This window comes from Methylobacterium sp. BE186 (assembly GCF_031457035.1).
Classification (GTDB): domain Bacteria; phylum Pseudomonadota; class Alphaproteobacteria; order Rhizobiales; family Beijerinckiaceae; genus Methylobacterium; species Methylobacterium segetis.
In genome coordinates, this window is record NZ_JAVDVV010000021.1 from 20789 (window position 1) to 37510 (window position 16722).

12 protein-coding genes are annotated in these 16722 nt (G+C 70.5%); 6 read left to right on the forward strand and 6 right to left on the reverse strand.

The window, feature by feature from the left end; all coding sequences use genetic code 11:
- Window positions 1-75: 75 nt before the first annotated feature.
- Window positions 76-1233 (forward strand): aminotransferase class I/II-fold pyridoxal phosphate-dependent enzyme, encoded by a 1158-nt coding sequence (locus J2X36_RS19185; protein WP_310352741.1) that lies wholly within the window; start codon window positions 76-78, stop codon window positions 1231-1233.
- Between the two features lie 87 nt (window positions 1234-1320).
- Here the strand turns inward: J2X36_RS19185 and J2X36_RS19190 are convergent, their stop codons facing one another.
- The 3 genes from J2X36_RS19190 to J2X36_RS19200 all read right to left on the reverse strand — a co-directional run bounded on the left by J2X36_RS19190 (window position 1321) and on the right by J2X36_RS19200 (window position 6687).
- On the reverse strand, window positions 1321-2568 hold the full coding sequence (locus tag J2X36_RS19190) for a methyl-accepting chemotaxis protein (RefSeq protein ID WP_310352744.1): 1248 nt from the start codon (window positions 2566-2568) through the stop codon (window positions 1321-1323).
- A gap of 320 nt (window positions 2569-2888) precedes the next feature.
- Window positions 2889-5756 (reverse strand): Rne/Rng family ribonuclease, encoded by a 2868-nt coding sequence (locus J2X36_RS19195; protein ID WP_310352747.1) that lies wholly within the window; start codon window positions 5754-5756, stop codon window positions 2889-2891.
- Window positions 5757-6321: 565 nt separating this feature from the next.
- The gene (locus J2X36_RS19200) at window positions 6322-6687 is read right to left on the reverse strand and encodes a hypothetical protein (protein WP_310352749.1); all 366 of its coding nucleotides are present in this window, start codon (window positions 6685-6687) and stop codon (window positions 6322-6324) included.
- Window positions 6688-6934: 247 nt separating this feature from the next.
- On the opposite strand from J2X36_RS19200, the gene J2X36_RS19205 reads away from it, so the two are divergent.
- From J2X36_RS19205 to J2X36_RS19225, 5 genes are all read left to right on the forward strand, one after another.
- Window positions 6935-7945, forward strand: a complete 1011-nt coding sequence (locus tag J2X36_RS19205; protein ID WP_405029820.1) for a Bug family tripartite tricarboxylate transporter substrate binding protein — start codon at window positions 6935-6937, stop codon at window positions 7943-7945.
- Window positions 7946-8070: 125 nt separating this feature from the next.
- Window positions 8071-8733, forward strand: coding sequence for a tripartite tricarboxylate transporter TctB family protein (locus J2X36_RS19210; RefSeq protein ID WP_310352752.1), 663 nt, complete (start codon window positions 8071-8073; stop codon window positions 8731-8733).
- A gap of 28 nt (window positions 8734-8761) precedes the next feature.
- Window positions 8762-10267, forward strand: a complete 1506-nt coding sequence (locus J2X36_RS19215; RefSeq protein WP_132252146.1) for a tripartite tricarboxylate transporter permease — start codon at window positions 8762-8764, stop codon at window positions 10265-10267.
- A gap of 55 nt (window positions 10268-10322) precedes the next feature.
- Window positions 10323-11318, forward strand: a complete 996-nt coding sequence (locus J2X36_RS19220) for a tripartite tricarboxylate transporter substrate-binding protein (RefSeq protein ID WP_310352758.1) — start codon at window positions 10323-10325, stop codon at window positions 11316-11318.
- Between the two features lie 107 nt (window positions 11319-11425).
- The gene (locus J2X36_RS19225) at window positions 11426-12157 is read left to right on the forward strand and encodes a DUF2270 domain-containing protein (protein ID WP_405029819.1); all 732 of its coding nucleotides are present in this window, start codon (window positions 11426-11428) and stop codon (window positions 12155-12157) included.
- A gap of 74 nt (window positions 12158-12231) precedes the next feature.
- Here the strand turns inward: J2X36_RS19225 and J2X36_RS19230 are convergent, their stop codons facing one another.
- From J2X36_RS19230 to J2X36_RS19240, 3 genes are all read right to left on the reverse strand, one after another.
- On the reverse strand, window positions 12232-12972 hold the full coding sequence (locus tag J2X36_RS19230) for an aldolase/citrate lyase family protein (RefSeq protein ID WP_310352762.1): 741 nt from the start codon (window positions 12970-12972) through the stop codon (window positions 12232-12234).
- On the reverse strand, window positions 12969-15425 hold the full coding sequence (locus tag J2X36_RS19235; RefSeq protein ID WP_310352763.1) for a glycosyltransferase: 2457 nt from the start codon (window positions 15423-15425) through the stop codon (window positions 12969-12971). The genes J2X36_RS19230 and J2X36_RS19235 overlap by 4 nt, the downstream gene beginning before the upstream one ends.
- A gap of 334 nt (window positions 15426-15759) precedes the next feature.
- Complete coding sequence (locus tag J2X36_RS19240) at window positions 15760-16455, reverse strand: GntR family transcriptional regulator (protein ID WP_310352765.1); 696 nt, start codon at window positions 16453-16455, stop codon at window positions 15760-15762.
- Window positions 16456-16722: the final 267 nt, after the last annotated feature.

A 16722-nucleotide genomic window follows, 5' to 3' on the forward strand; every position in this document is an offset into this window, starting at 1 on the left:
CCGCGCAGCCGGTAACAGGGCGGCCTTTCCGGCGCCCGCGCCCGCCGCGACCGCGCGGCACCCCGAGTGGACCCGATGCCCGAGATCTCCCGCCGCGCCGCCGCCGTCGCGCCCTTCCTCGCCATGGACGTCATGGCCGCTGCCGCCGCCAAGGACCGGGCCGGGGCCGGGATCGTTCACATGGAGGTCGGCCAGCCCTCGGCGGCCGCCCCGCGGCCGGTGATCGCGGCGGCCGAGGCCGCCCTCCGGAGCGGGCGCGTGCCCTATACGGAAGCGCTCGGCCTCCACGCCCTGCGCGAGCGCGTCGCGCGTCACTACCGCGAGCAATATGGCGTCGGCGTTGAGCCGGAGCGGGTCGTGATCACGACCGGCTCCTCGGCCGGCTTCGTCCTCGCTTTCCTCAGCCTGTTCGACGCGGGCGCGCGGGTCGCGGTGCCGCAGCCCGGCTACCCGGCCTATCGCAGCATCCTCGCGGCCCTCGACCTCGTGCCCGCCCCGATGGTGTTGCGCGACGAGGACCGCTTCGCCCCGACCGCGGCCGGGTTGCGGGCCACCCACGCGGCCGGCGCACTTGCCGGCGTGCTCGTGATGAGCCCGGCCAACCCGTCCGGCACCGTGATCGTGCCCGATCGGCTGGCCGAACTCTGCGCGGCGGCGCGCGCGCTTGGACTGCCCTTCATTTCGGACGAGATCTATCACGGCCTCAGCTACGGCGTGCCGACGGCCACGGCCATGCAATTCGATCCGCAGGCGGTCGTGATCAACTCGTTCTCGAAGTACCATTGCATGACGGGCTGGCGGATCGGCTGGATGGTGGTGCCGCCCCGCCTCGTGCGCGCCGTCGAGCGCCTAGCGCAGAACCTCTACATCTCCGCGCCGTACCTGTCGCAGGTCGCGGCGCTCGCGGCCTTCGACGCGCGGGACGAACTCGACGCCGTGCGCGACGGCTACGCGCGCAACCGCGCGATCCTGCTCGACGCCTTCCCCGGCCTGGGCCTCGGCCGAACCCATCCCGCGGACGGCGCCTTCTATCTCTACGCGGACGTCGCGAACCTCACCAACGACGCCTCCGGCTTCTGCCGGCGCATGCTCGACGAGGCGGGCGTGGCTGCCACGCCGGGGCTCGATTTCGACCCCGACGAGGGCGCGCACCACGTGCGCTTCTCCTTCGCGGGGTCGGAAGCCGAGTGCCGGGAGGCGGTTGTCCGCCTCAAGGCCTGGCTCGGCCGCTGACCGCAGCCGAGCGGTAGGTCTGCGTGGGTATCGACGCGCCGAGCGGGGTTGCTGCCGCCGTCCCCGCGCCGGGCGTATTCTGTGTGATCAGGCCGCCAGCGCGCGGAGCGCGGCGCCCTCCGCCTCCTTCACCGCTTCCCCGAGCTTCGCCTCGAAGGCCCGGAAGGCATCGGCGGCCTTGCCCCAATCCGAGGCGCGGACGCTCGCGACCATCTCGGCCGCGCGGGCGCGGGCCCCGTCGAGATGGGCCTGCACCCCGGGCGGCAGCGGCGCGGACTGGCCGGGGCAGGCGGTGGCTTCCTCGCTCGCCGGCGACAGGCCCACGAGCACCGAGGCGAGGTGACGGCGCCAAGTCGCGCAATCGGCGGGCAGGCGGGCGAGGCGCGCGGAGACGCTCCCGTCGCCGGCCAGGAGATCGCGGCTCGCTTCCTCCAGCTTCAGGAGGCTGCCGATCGCGTCCGCGATCTCGCCGCGGGATTTGTCCGTGCCCGCAGCGATGCGGGTGATGTTCGAGGAGATCTCGCTCGTCGCCTGGATCTGCTGGTCCATGATCTCGGCCATCGTGCGCATGTCGGAGGCCGCGGCGGCGACCGACGCGCTCTCCGCCTCGACCCGCGCATTGGCCCTCGCCATCACGTCGGAGCCCGCCGCCACCGCGGCCCGGCTTTGATCGACCGCGCCCTGCATCGAGGCGAGTTCGCCTTGGAGCGAGGTGAGCCGGGCTCGGATCTCTTCGGTGGCCTTGGCCGTCTGGGCGGAGAGCGCCTTGACCTCGCCCGCCACCACCGCGAAGCCGCGGCCCGCCTCGCCGGCTCGCGCCGCCTCGATCGTTGCGTTGAGCGCCAGGAGGTTGGTCTGGGCGGAGATCGCGGCGATGGCGCTCGCCATCTCCTCAATCCGCCGCGCGGCCGCCGCGAAGGCGTCGAGCCGGCCGCCGATCTCGGTCGTGCAGGTCTCGATCACGCGCATCCGCTCGCCGGCCTGCTGCATGTCGACGGCGCATTCCGCGATGCCGGCGCGGGCGCGCTCGGCGGTCTCCGCGGAGGTCGCGGAGCGGGCGGCGACCTCGCTCGTCGAGGCCGCGACCTCCTCGCTCGCCGCCGCGATCAGGCGGGCCTGATCCGCGACCTGGGCCGCGTCGTGGGTGATCCAGCCGATCGAGACCCCGGCCTCGGAGGCGGCTGCGGAGACGCGGGCCTGACGCCGGAGCAGGTCGAGGTCCGGGCCGGGAGGGGCCGGCGGCGGCGCGGCAACAGGAGCGGTGGGTTCGGCAGGCGCCGGGGCCCTCGTCGGGACGTCCGTCCGTGCATCGGCATTGCGGAAGAGACGGAGCATGGAACAGCAGGCCCTCGGAAAATACTCCGGCATATTGGTCAGAAAAGGCTCAAGCGATCGTTAAGCCTTCGGGAAGGTCATCCGGGCGCGGAGGTCATTTCCTGTCGTCTTGAGCCCGTCGCCCCATCCCGGATGAGGCGATTCCCGGTGATTGCGTCGTCCTGTCTCGAAGTCGCGACGGCGAGATATTCGGTTGCTGAATACAATGTTCGCCGTATCGACCTGGACGAAGAGAGGTTACCGAAAAGAGAAATGCCGCCCCGCATCTCGGCAGGGCGGCATCGCAAGGAATGTTCACGGTCGCGGGGCGGGCTGCGCCTTCACTCTCCCGTGATCGCCGCCTTGGTGCGGGACCACCAGCCAGCCCGCTTCGGCCGGTCGGGGTCGGCGGGCGGTGTCAGCACCACGGCGACCGGCTCCCGGGCGGGCGCCGGCGGGACCTCGGCCGCGGGCTCGGCGGCCGCCGTTTCAGCGGCTTCCGGCTTGTCCTCGCCCTGACCCGTCGTGACGGGCAGCTCGATCGCGTCCTCCATCGGCACCGGCTCGGCCGATGCCGTTTCAGGCGCAGCGTTGACCTCGGCGACCGCATCGGCGCTCACGGGCTCTTCCGCCGAGAGAATCGCGACTTCGTCGCTCGCATCCGCCTCGGCCGCCTGCCCGCGGCCCTCCGAGCGGCCGCGACCGCCCCGCCGTCCGCGGCGACGGCGGCGTCCGCCATTCTCGTCATCGGGCTGGCGAGCGGCCTCGGCCGGCGCCTCCTCGGAGGCGTCCGCCGTGTTCTCCTCGCCCTCGGCGGTCTCGGCGGTCTCGGCGGTCTCGGCGGTCTCGTCGTCGCCGTCCTCGTCGCCCGACTGCGCCTCGTTCTCCTCGGCGCCCGCCTCGGAGCGTCCGCCCCGGCGACGGCGACGGCGACGGCGGCGGCGATGGCCGTCGCCCTCCTCGCGGCCTTCCTCGCGGCCCTCGGTGCGGGACTCCTCGTCGGAACCGGCCTCTGCCTCCTCCGCCGTCTCCTCGACGAGATCCTCCTCCTCGATCTCGTCGTCGACCGCCATGGATGGCGAGATGGCGACGGCGCGAACACCAGTCACGGGCCCTTCGGCCCGCTGGGCGGGCTCGCCGCGGTCGAGCTGGTAGGCGGCGGTGGCCGAGAGCCGCTCGTCGGCTGCGATCGTCACGGTCACCCCGAAGCGGACCTCAAGCTCGCGCAGATGCGCGCGCTTCTGGTTGAGGATGTAGAGGGCGACCTCGGTGCGGGTGCGCAGGACGAGGTTGTGGCTCTGCGACTTGAGCAGCGCCTCCTCGATCGAGCGCAGGATGTGGAGCGCCACCGACGACGTCGCGCGCACGAAGCCCGAGCCGCCGCAATGAGCGCAAGGGATAGAGGAGGATTCCAGCACGCCCGTGCGGATGCGCTGGCGGCTCATCTCGAGGAGCCCGAAGGGCGAGATCCGGCCGACCTGGATGCGGGCGCGATCGTTCTTCAGGCACTCGTTGAGCTTCTTCTCGACGGCGCGGTTGTTGCGCTTCTCCTCCATGTCGATGAAGTCGATGACGATGAGGCCGGCGAGATCCCGCAGGCGCAATTGCCGGGAGACCTCCTCGGCCGCCTCGAGGTTCGTCTTGAGCGCGGTGTCCTCGATATCGTGCTCGCGGGTGGCGCGCCCCGAGTTCACGTCGATCGAGACGAGCGCCTCGGTCGGGTTGATCACGAGGTAGCCGCCGGACTTCAGCGAGACGTGGGTCGAGAACATCGCGTCGAGCTGCTGCTCGATGCCGTAGCGCGCGAAGATCGGCGTCGGATCGCGGTAGGGCTTCACGACCTTGGACTGCGTCGGCATCAGCATCCGCATGAAGTCCTTGGCCTCCCGGTAGGCGTCCTCGCCCGAGACCAGCACCTCCTCCAGGTCCTTGTTGTAGAGATCGCGGATGGCGCGCTTGATCAGCGAGCCCTCCTCGTAGACGAGCGCCGGGGCCTGCGAGGACAGCGTCAGCTCGCGCACGCTCTCCCAGAGGCGCATCAGGTACTCGAAGTCGCGCTTGATCTCGGGCTTGGTGCGCGACGCGCCGGCGGTCCGGAGGATGACGCCCATCCCCTCCGGCACCTCGAGGTCCTGCGCCACTTCCTTGAGACGCTTGCGGTCGGCGGCGGAGGTGATCTTGCGGGAGATGCCGCCGCCGCGGCCGGTATTCGGCATCAGAACGGAGTAGCGCCCGGCGAGCGACAGGTAGGTGGTGAGCGCCGCGCCCTTGGTGCCGCGCTCCTCCTTTACGACCTGAACGAGGATGATCTGCCGACGCTTGATCACCTCCTGAATCTTGTAATGGCGCCGGTAGGTGCGGGGCCGCTCGGGGATCTCGGCCAGCGCGTCGCCGTTGCCGCCGACCTGGGCGATCTTGGGCTCGGCATCCGGATCGTCGCCGTCCTCGGATTCCTCGTCCTCGTCCGATTCCTCGTCGTCATCGGAGGCGTCGTCGTCGTCGTCGTCCTCGTCCGAATCGTCATCCTCCTCGGCACCGGCCGCGTCCGTGCTCGATCCCTCGTCGGAGTCGTCCCCGATCTCGGAGGGCTCGGGATGGCCTTCGACCACCGGCTCGGGCGCCTCGGTCGCCGGGGCGGACGCGTCGCGCTCCGCCTGGGGCTCGCCCCCCTCCGCCGGCGAGGCGGATGCCTCGGCGGTCTCGGAGGACGCCTCCGCGCCGGCCGCGAGCGCCGCCTCGGGGAGATCGGCCGAGGCATCGCCACCCGGCACCACCAGCTCGTCGTTCTCGGCAGCGGTCTCCGCCGCGTCCTCCGCGCTCACGGTCTCGGCGTTGCGCGCCGAGGCTGCCTCGGCACGGCGCCCGCGCGAGCGGCGGGACGAGCGGCGGCGCTCCTCGCGCTCGCGATGCTCCTCGGCGTCGCGCGCCTCGTCTTCGAGGAGCGCCTGCCGGTCGGCCAGGGGGATCTGGTAATAGTCGGGATGGATCTCGTTGAAGGCGAGGAAGCCGTGGCGGTTGCCGCCGTACTCCACGAAGGCCGCCTGGAGCGAGGGCTCCACGCGGGTCACCTTGGCGAGGTAGATGTTGCCGCGAAGCTGACGCCGGTTGGCGGCCTCGAAGTCGAATTCCTCGACCCTAGAGCCGTGAACCGTGACGACCCGGGTCTCCTCCGGGTGCATCGCATCGATGAGCATCTTGTTGTTGGCCATGACGAACTTTCGACATGGCGGCCGACGTCGCACACCTTGGACCGAGGCGTCCCGGTGGAGCCTCTCCCGGCCCGCGGGCCATGTTGGGAAACGCTCGCGACGGCCTCGTCACCGGGGCCGTGGGGGCTGTGGGAAAGGGATTGCCGTCAACCGCCGCTCGGCGCCGGTGGTCGGCGCGCCTGGGGTTGAACATGGCCGGGGGGACGAGCGAACCGGCGCGACGTGAAACACGCGCGCCTGCGGCACGAGCAACGGCAACCGATGCTGTGCGTGCGCTCATCCTTTCCCCGACCTCGCGAAAACATCCTGACCGGCATCGGCCGGTCGCGAATTCCAAAACGGTGTGGCGAGAGAAACTCCGCCACGTCTGCCGACACCCGCCCGACGACCGATACGGGTCCGGCGATCACCGCGAGGGACCGGGAGCGACGCAACGTCTGTGCCCGGAGGCTCGGCCGCGGGTCGCGAAATGGACCGCCGGGACCGGGAAGGGGTCCGTATCATTACAGATCGCCGCAGGCATTTGGCAAGGGCGCCGGCCGAAGAGACTGGACCGCGCGGCCCATTACCTTCCGGCGGGCCGAGGGGGCGCCTCGGCCGGATCGGCCGGCGCGCTCTCCCCGGCCGGGGCGGCGCCCCGCGACCGGCGGGGTGCCGCCGCGGCGCCCGACATGCAGCCGCTGCATATCGAGGTGGTGGCGCGGCGGACGCGGTCGTCGAAAGCCTTCTCCTGCAACTTGCGCTCGGTGTCGGCGCGATCGCGGCGCGCCTCCATCTCCTCGGGCGTCGCGGGCGCCGACTGTGCGGCTCCGGCGGCTCCGGCGGCGCTCGGTGCGATCGGCCGCCGCTTGTTCGGCGAGGGATCGACCTGTGCTGCCGCCGTCAGCGGGCCGGCGAGGAGGAGGAAGGCGGCGAGCAGGGGCAGGCGCATAAAGCGGTCTCCGTGGGCGGCGCAACCCTAGCATGGCGGGCATCAGACGACAGCCGCTCCGAAGGCGGCAGGTTTAATCCGTGACAATCGCTCAACACTTTCAAGCGCATCTCGGCAGTTCCGCCCCCGTGCTCACCTTTACGGGCTCGGCTCGGCCGGACCAGAATGCCGCTCGCGCGACCCGCCCATCGAAGGCGGGCGCCGGGACGGAACGGCCGGCTTGAGGAGTGGCTCGATGGTGGATGGGATGCCGGGGCGCCGTGCGCTCGTGAGGCGCCGCGGGTTTCTGGGTCTGACGCTGGCCGGAGCCTGCCTCGCGGCCCTGCCGTTCACCGCCGGGGCGGCCCGGGCACAGGCGACCTTCCCGACCCGCCCCATCACCCTGATCGTGCCCTTCGCGGCCGGCGGCTCGACGGACGTGGTTGCCCGGCTCGTCGCGCAGAAGATGTCGGAATCTCTCGGCCAGCAGGTCGTGGTCGAGAACGTCGTCGGCGCGGGTGGCAATGTCGGGGCGACCCGCGTCGCCAAGGCCGATCCGGACGGCTACGCGATCCTGATGGGCACGGTGGCCACCCACGCCCTCAACCCCCTGATCCTGAAGCGCAAGCCCTACGACCCGATCGCTGATTTCGCGCCCGTCTCGCTCCTCGCCGTGGTGCCGAACGTCCTTGTCGTGAACCCGAACCTGTCGGCCAAGACGCTGCCGGAGCTGATCGCGCTGCTGAAGGCGGAGCCGGGCAAGTACAATTACGCCTCGTCGGGCAACGGGACGCCGCTCCATCTCTCGGGCGAGCTCTTCAAGAGCATGGCCGGCGTTCAGATGCAGCACATCCCCTATCGCGGCGCCGGACCCGCCCTGAACGACGTCGTGGCGGGACAGGTGCCGATCATGTTCGACAACCTGCCCTCGTCCTCGGAATTCATCCGAGCCGGGACGCTTCGCGGCGTCGCGGTGACGACCAAGGAGCGGGCGCCCTCCTTCCCCGACATGCCGACGATCGCCGAGGCCGGGCTGCCGGGCTACGAGACCTACACCTGGAATGCGCTCTTCGCCCCGGCCAAGACCCCACGGCCGGTCATCGACGCGCTCAATGCGGCGGCGCTCAAGGCCCTCAAGGACCCGACCGTGATCGAGCGGATGCAGGCCTTCAGTGCCACGATCGTCGGTTCGAGCCCGGAAACCCTCGCCGACCACGTGAAGGCCGAGGCCGCGAAATGGGCGCCGGTCGTCAAGGAAGCCGGCGTTCAGACGGAATGAGCGGACGAGCCGCTTGGGAAAACCGTCGGCGTCCTCGCGACGGGACAGGCAAGACGTGGCACAGTCTTCGGCAGATCCGCCGGGCAAGGCGGCAGCCGAAGATCGCGGCGTGAGGAGGAAACGAGATGAGCGAGCTGGACCACGGCCGCGAACCGGGCCGTGGCATCGTGCGCGCACCGCAGAGCCTGGTAGCGGGTCTCGGCCTGGTGGCCCTCGCGCTGTTCGGGCTCTGGGCCGGGAGCGACCTGCCGCAGGGTACGCTCCGGGCCATGGGGCCGGGATTGATGCCGCGCTGGCTCTCGATCGGCGTCGGGATCTGCGGCCTCGCCCTCGTCGCGGCCTCCTTCGTCAGGGACGGCGAGCCGCTGGCGGGCGCCGCGTGGCGCGGCCCCGTGGTCGTCACCCTGGCGATCCTCGCCTTCGCCGTCACGATCCGCCCCTTCAGTCTCGGTCCCGTCGCGACTCCCGGCCTCGGTCTGATCGTGGCAGGGCCTCTCGCCGTGATCGTCGGCGGCTACGCCACGCCTGAAGCCCGCCTGCGGGAGCTCGTCATCCTGGCTCTGTTCCTCACCGCCGGCTGCATGCTGCTCTTCGGCGATCTCCTCAATCTGCCGATCCCGATCTTCCCGGTGGCCCTCGTCGACGCGCTCTCGGGCACGCTGTCCTCGCGCACGCTCCTGCGCCTCGCGGCCGGGCTCCTCTGCGTCGGGGGCCTCGCCCTGCTCGTCCTCGGACGAGGCCAGCGGCGCGAGGGCGTCGACGTCGCCACCCATTCGCTGACGACCTGAGCGCGATCCATCCAAGGAACCCCCGGCTGTGTCGGATCTCGTCTCCAATCTCGGGCTCGGCTTCTCGATCGCGCTCAGCCTGCAGAACCTCGCGCTCTGCTTCCTCGGCTGCCTCGTCGGCACGCTGATCGGCGTGCTGCCCGGCGTCGGGCCGATCGCCACGATCGCGATGCTCCTACCGATCACCTTCGGGCTCGATCCGGTGGGCGCGCTGATCATGCTGGCGGGCATCTATTACGGGGCGCAGTACGGCGGCTCGACCACGGCGATCCTCGTCAACATCCCGGGCGAGGCGACATCCGTCATCACGACCCTCGACGGGCATCAGATGGCCCGCCAGGGACGGGCCGGCATCGCACTCGGCATCGCGGCGATCGGCTCCTTCTGCGCCGGCACGGTGGCGACCATGCTGATCGCGGCGATCGGCGCGCCGCTCACCCGGCTCGCCCTCGTCTTCGGCCCGGCCGAGTATTTCGCCCTGATGGTGATGGGCCTCGTCTTCGCGGTGGTGCTGGCGCGCGGCTCCATCCTCAAGGCGGTGGCGATGATCCTCGTCGGGATCCTGCTCGCCACGGTGGGCACGGACCTCGAGACCGGCCAGGAGCGCTTGACCTTCGGCTTCGCCTTCCTGACGGACGGGATCGACTTCTCGGTCCTCGCGATGGGCTTGTTCGGCATCGCCGAGATCCTGCGCAACCTCGACCACACCGAGACCCGCGACGTGGTGCGCCAGCATATCGGTCGCCTCCTGCCCGGCCGGGAGGATCTCCGGCAGGCGGCGGGCCCGATCCTGCGCGGCACCGCCATCGGCTCGATGCTCGGCATCCTGCCGGGCAACGGCGCCGTGCTCGGGCCGTTCGCGGCCTACACGGTCGAGAAGCGCATCGCCCGCGATCCGAGCCGTTTCGGCCGCGGCGCCATCGAGGGCGTGGCGGGCCCCGAGAGTGCCAACAACGCGGGCGCGCAGACCTCCTTCATCCCGCTCCTGACCCTCGGCATCCCGCCCAACGCCGTGATGGCCCTGATGGTCGGCGCCATGACGATCCACGGAATCGTGCCGGGCCCCGGCGTGATGACCAAGAATCCGAACCTGTTCTGGGGCATGATCGCCTCGATGTGGCTCGGCAACCTGATGCTGCTCGTCATCAACCTGCCGCTCGTCGGCGTCTGGGTGCGCCTCCTGAAGGTGCCCTACCGGCTGATGTTCCCGGCAATCCTGATGTTCTGCGCGATTGGCATCTACTCGATCAACGCGCTGCCGACGGACGTGATGCTGATCGGCGTGTTCGGCCTGATCGGCTACGTGCTGATCAAGTTCGGCTTCGAGCCGGCGCCGCTCCTGCTCGGCTTCGTCCTCGGCAAGCTGATGGAGGAGTACTTGCGTCGCGCGCTCACGCTGTCCCGCGGGGATGCGATGGTGTTCCTCGAACGTCCGATCTGCGCGGGGCTGTTCGCCATCTCGATCATCATGCTGGTCGCGGCCCTGATGCCGTCGCTGCGCCGCAGCCGCGACGACGTCTTCAGCGAGGCCTGATCGCGCCGGAGTGGCGCGACCGGGCCGAGAAAGCGAATTGGGAGGACCTACGACGATGACACGAACGCTCACCCGCCGCCTCGCGGGCCTCGCCATCGCCGCGGCCGGGCTCGGCATCGCGGCGACGGGCGCCCGCGCCGACGCCTATCCGCAGCGCCCGATCACCATGGTGGTGCCCTTCGCCGCCGGCGGCCCGACCGACGTCGTCGCGCGGATCGTGGCCGACCACATGTCCCGGACCCTCGGCCAGCAGGTCGTGATCGAGAACGTGACGGGCGCCGGCGGAACCACCGGCATCACCCGCGCCGCGCAGGCCACGCCGGACGGCTACACGATCATGATGGGCCATATGGGCACGCACGGGGCCGCGCCCGCCCTGTTCAAGGGCCTGAAATATGATCCCGCGACGAGCTTCGACCCGATCGGGATGGCGGCCGGTACGCCGATCGTCATCGTCGCCAAGAAGGATTTCGCGGCCGCCGACCTGAAGGGCTTCCTCGCGGCGGTCAAAGCGGGCGGCGCCTCGATCAACCAGGCCCATGCCGGCGTCGGCTCGGTCTCCCACTCGACGGGCGTGCTGTTCGACTCCATCGTCGGCGCCAAGCCCACTCTCGTCGTCTATCGCGGCACGGGCCCGGCCCTGAACGACCTCATGGCGGGCCAAGTCGACTTCATGACCGACCAGATCGTCAACGTGGCGCCCCAGATCACCGGCGGCACGATCAGGGCCTACGCGATCGCGACCCCCGAGCGGTCGCCCGCGCTGCCGAACGTGCCGACCACCAAGGAAGCGGGCCTGGAGGGCTACGAGGTCAGCGCCTGGAACGCGGTCTTCGCGCCCAAGGGTCTGCCGAAGGACGTCTCGGCCGCCCTCGTGAACGCGCTGGGCAAGGCCCTGGAGGACGAGTCGACCCGCAAGCGCATCCTCGACCTCGGCGGCACCGTTCCGCCCGTCGCCGAGCGCGGTCCGGCGGCCCTGCAGAAGCTCGTGGAGAGCGAGGTCGCCCGATGGACCCCGGTCCTGCGTGCGGCCGTGGAGAGCGGCCAGTAGCAAGGTCCGCCCGGCGCTGCGCCTCCGTGCAGGGCCGAGCCGGGCGTCCACACCCGCACGCGCCGGCCCCTCCCTGCAACTTCGGGAAGGGCCGCTCGTAGAATGATATGAGCCGCGCGCCGCTCCCAGAGCCCCTGGCCGGGCCTCACCATGAAGGACCTCCCGGCCCCGTGCCGCAACCGCGCGGGTCCGGCGAGATCATCACGGTCCTCGCCCATTACCACCGCGCCGAGATCGGCCGCATGGCCGGCTGGCGGGACCGGATCGACCACACCACCAACTGGGCGATCACGGTGATCGCCGCGATGCTCTCGGTCTCGCTCTCGACGCCGACCGCGCATCACGGCGTACTTCTCTTCGCGATGCTGCTCGTGCTGCTGCTCCTCGCCATCGAGGCGCGCCGGTACCGGTTCTTCGACGTCTACCGGGCCCGCGTCCGGCGTCTGGAGCGCTTCTACTACGCCCAGATCTTCGCGCCGCTCCCCGGCGGCACCCTCGACTGGACTCGCGACCTCGGCGACAGCCTCCGGCGCCCGAGCTTCCGCATCTCGCTGGCAGCTGCCGTCGCCCGTCGCCTGCGGCGCAATTACGGCTGGATGTTCCTGATCCTGCTCTTCGCCTGGGTGCTCAAGATCACATCGCCTTCGCTTCAGCCCGGCATCAGCCCCGCCGGGACGAACCATGCGATCCGGGACATTCTCGAGAATGCGGCGCTCGGCCCCCTCCCGGGCTGGCTGGTGGCCGGTCTCGTCGCGACCTTCTACGGCGGCCTCGCCATTTTCGTGCTCCGCTCGGTCATCGGAGAGCGGGAGCGGGACGAGGGGCCGGTCCATGTCTGAGGCGCGCCTCGGGAGCGGCCTTCCCGGCTTCGCGGACCCCCGGAACCGTGCGGGTCCTGCCGCCGGCGACGGTATCAATCCGGCGGCTGGGCGAGCCTGCCGAATGCGGTGTTGATCGCGGGAACATGGGCTGGATCGACGGCGAGCTTGCCGGAGAACCCGTCGCGGGCGGCAGCACGGGCGGCGCATTCGGCTCCACCGCGATCGGCGAAGTGCGGCTCCGCCGTGTCGAAGGCCGGGAGGCCGGCGGCCGTGGCGGTGATGAGGAGGCGGTCGCGGGCATGCCGGCAGGGGCTCGGCCAATCCGCGCTCCCGGTGCCGAAAACATCGACGCGGAGGTCGGCGGCGAGGGCGCCGACGTCCCAGGTCAGGCCGGCGAGCCGCCCGGACGCGCCCGGCAGGCTCGGCAAGGCGAGGATGTCGGCGGCCGTATGCGCGGCGGCGAGGATCCGCGTCGACCCATCCGGCAGGCCGGCCAAAGCTTCGTGAACCGCGAGGCGCGCGCCGAGGGCCGCGACGTCGCGGCCGCTGCCCGTGGCGAGGACGATGCCGTCCGGCGCAAAGCCCATCAGAGCCGCGAGATCCGCATCCGTCTTGCCGGCGTCGAGGCGGCCGATCCCGACGAAGAGTCGCGTCGCGGCCCTGTCCGCCCGCCCGCATGCGAGAGGCTCGGCGGCAGCCGCACGGGCCGCGTTCCGGGCGCCTCCGCTCTCCGTGCCGAGGTCGAGCACGCAGGCATCCGCGCCCGCGGCGAGCACCGCCGCGACGCCGTCCGGCCGTCCGCAGGTCACGACGATGAGGGAGCGGATGCTCACGCCAGCGCGGCTTCCCGGGGCGCGGCGGTGCCGCGAGCCGCCAGGATGCTGTCGATTCGGGACCGGTAGAGCGTCACGAGGGCGGCCGGCTCGTAGGATGAACCGACGAGGCGGGCCGCATTCTCGACGCGGCGCGCGCGCTCCGCGTGCTCGCGACGCACTGCCCGCAGCGCCTCGACGGCGCTGTCGTGTCGAGGATCGGCCCAGACGTGGCCGGGTTCGACGTAGGCATATTCGTCGGCGCCCGTCGGCACGATGTCGAACGCGACCGGCCAAGCCGTCTCCGACGTGCAGAAATCCGCATTCCCGGAATAGTGCGTGCAGACGACCGGGGTGCGCCGCTGCATCGCCTCCAGCATGCCGAGGCCGAACCCTTCGGAGCGATGGAGCGAGACGTAGCAATCCGCCGCCGCGATCAGATCGAGCACCTCCTCGTGGCGCATGGTTCGGTCGATGATCGCGATACGGGCATCCGCGTCGCAGGCATCCGCGATCTTGCGCCAAGCGCGCAGAGTGCCGGGATCGCTCAGCGTCGCGGCATTGTGCGTCTTGATGATCAGTCGGACCCCGCTGTCGGTCGGAAAGGCCGCCCGAAACGCCTCGATCACCGCCGTCGGGTTCTTGCGCGAGGTGTAGGAGAACGAATCGTAGGAGGTGAAGAACACGAAATCGTCGGCTGTAGTGCCGAAGAGGCCCTGCATCAGGGTTCGCGCCCTGGACGCGCCGTCCGGCGCGAGCGGCGGCAGCGCGAGCCGCATGTTGCGGACCGGCTTGTTCGTCGCCGCCTCGAAGCAGCGCCGATTGTACTCGGACGCGACCCAGATCTCGTCGACGAGGTCGAGGGCGAGGCGGTGGTTCGCGGCGATCCGGTCGAGCTCCCAGAAGAAGAACCCGATGTTGTAGGCGTCGGTGAAGACGTCCGGCGAATGCGCGTAGACCAACGGCAGCAGGTCCGGATTGACGTGGATGATGTTGACGACCGCACCCTGCGCCACGTGGCGGACGTGATTGTCGTCGGCGACGGCCGGCTGCGGATTCTCGAGGGAGAAATTGGCGAAGCGGCAGGGGAGCCCCGAGGCGAGCAGCACGGACCGGGTCGAGCGCGCCGCGGTGGCAAGCCCGGAGGCCTTGCCGAAGGGCGCGACCACCTGCACGAAGGGGAGGACATCGGGCGGCGAACTGGCCGTCAGGTGAGCCGCATCGATCCGGTCACCGTCGTGGGAGACCGTCGCGAACGCTTGGCGCTCGATGTCGAATCCGTGGGCGGCGACGACGGCGAGATAGGTCTCGCGGTCGGGATACGGCGTGCCATCATTCGCAGCCGAGAGGGTCGCGCCGACCGCGTCGAATTGCGGTTCGGGTCCCAGCAGGAAATGCTCCAGCACCTCGCGCGGGACGAAGCGCAGGACGCCCGGCTCCTCGGCCGCTTCGAGCAGCACGGCGTAATGGCAGGCGATCCGCGTCTGGAAGTCGCCCGTGTCGCGGACGAAGGCGAGGTTCGGGTTTCGATCGAGCGCCTCCTCGATGAAGCGCGAGAAGGGCAGAAATCCGCCGCACTCGGCACCCGGCACGGCCTGGAGGAAGGCGGCCTGCCGGTACGAGACGAGGCAATCCTCGACGTTGAGGGCGGGCGCCCTGTTGCAGGCCCACCAGTACAGGACGCGCCGGTACCCCTGCTCGCTCGACAGGTCGAGGACGGAGCGGACGCCGTCATCCTCGAGCGCGTACCAGAGCGCCGCCCGGGACAGGGCGTAGCGCTGACCGCCGAGGACGATCGGCTCGTTGAGATAGGCGATCTCCTCCGCGCTGAGCGGCGCGCGGAAGGGGCGCTTGCCCGCGTAATGGTCGATGTACCAGCGGTAGAGATGGTCGCGATCCGAGGGTTCGGGGAATTGCTTCCTCAGACCCATTCGCTCGCCCAACTGCGCAGCGAAGGGCGAGAGGCGCGGCCGGGCATCGCGGCCGTTTCCCGTTCCGGCGCAATCCGCTCCCTCGCCGCGCAGGAGTTTCAGGTAGAGGGGCGAGCGCGCCGCCTCACCGCGAGCCGGACACCGCGCCGCGCCGTCCGGCCGCGCGGCGGCCGCGCGAAGGACCTGCGCCTGAAGGCGAAGGATCGAATCCGGCGGCGGATCGGCCTGATCCGGCCGAAACGTCTCGGAGAGACTGACCTGTGCGAGGATCAGGGGCGGATCGCTCGCGGTGCGGAGTTCGAGGCGGGCGCCCGGCTTCGACGCGTGCCGGCGGATCGCATCGTCGATGCGGATCATGAAGGCGTGTGAGCCGGAACCGATCCCAGCCGCCCGTAGGTCCGATCGGAATCGGTCGGCGCGATGCTCGCGCAGGAGCAATCCGTCGACCCAAAGCTCAATGCCGACATAGGTCTCCGGCCGCTGCGGATCGAAGGCCCAGCCGTTCAGGACGCCGTCCCGGAGACCGTCGAAATTGCCGCGCATGTCGGGCGGGAGCGTCGGCGGCGGCGCGCTCGGCCGGCTGCGACGGGGTCCGAGGACCCATCTATGGAGAGCGGGAATCTTCAAGGAGCAGCCCGGCGCGACGCATGTTCCTTAAATCGCTCACAGGTCTTAACAGTCGGCCTAAGGTTGTGCACGCCCTAATCCATGATCGGCACAATTGTGTTGCCCATTTGATGCCATCTCAGCTTCGCCTTGAACACGCGCGCCATGCCCCGGGTACGATGTCGAACGCGCGGGTTGTTCGGTCATGGCGTAGAATCAGGCTCGCAAATTGAATTCAAATTTCAGGCTTGAGCGGCGTCCAGCGGGGCTCTCAGGTGAGATCGTGGACAGGTTCGGCCTGCGCGCGCTCGGCCGTCTGTCGGGCGGCGGACCGGTACTTGTTGCGCAGGTGCCGGAACAGGATGTCGCTGAGCTCCGCCCCCGCCCGCCGGTGAAGGGCGTCGAGGATCTCCTCGTGCTCGCGCATCGCCTCTCCCCAGCGGTCCCGGTCCGCGTCGAGATTGGCGGAATAGCGCGCTCGCCGGACTCGCCCGGCGAAGGTCGCGTAGTTCGCGCTGAGAGTAGCGTTGCGCGACGCGGTTACGATGGCTTGGTGGATCGCTTGGTTGCAGGCGAAGTACCCGTGGAGATCGCGGCGCAGGTAGTGGCCGTACATCTCGTGGTGCAGCCGTTCGATCGCATCGAAGTCCACATCGGTCAGGTTCTCGCAGGCTAGGCGACCGGCTAGGGCCTCGAGGCCGCCCATCACGTCGAACAGCTCGATCAGCTCGCGCTCGTCGAGCCGGCGCACGCGCGCGCCCCGATTCGGCAGGAGGTCGATCAGCCCCTCTGCCGCAAGGACCTTGAGAGCCTCACGCAGGGGCGTGCGCGAGATCCCGAAGCGCTCGCAGAGCAGGCGCTCGGGCACCCGGGCGCCTGCGGGCAATTCGCCCTCGACGATGTAGTCGCGCAGCCGGGTCAGCACCTCGCCGTGGAGGTGCCCGGCGGGTGCGTCGCGCCCCGGCATCGTCCCGCTTCCTCGCCCACGGGGCGGCACCCCTTCGCTGGTCGGATCGACGGGTCGCGCGACCCGCGAGGGGCCGTCCTGCCGATCTGGAAGGCTGGTTCGGCCGAGGGTCGAAGTGTTGGCCATGGCGGAACCGTAGCAGTGGCGCCAGGGCGCGTCGATTGGCGATCTGACGACAAGATAGTTCTTGCGGGCCTGAAAAATGAATGCATTTTAGGGCGCGCGACAAGACCAGATCGGGCGGCTGCGGCCGAACCCGGCGCGCCG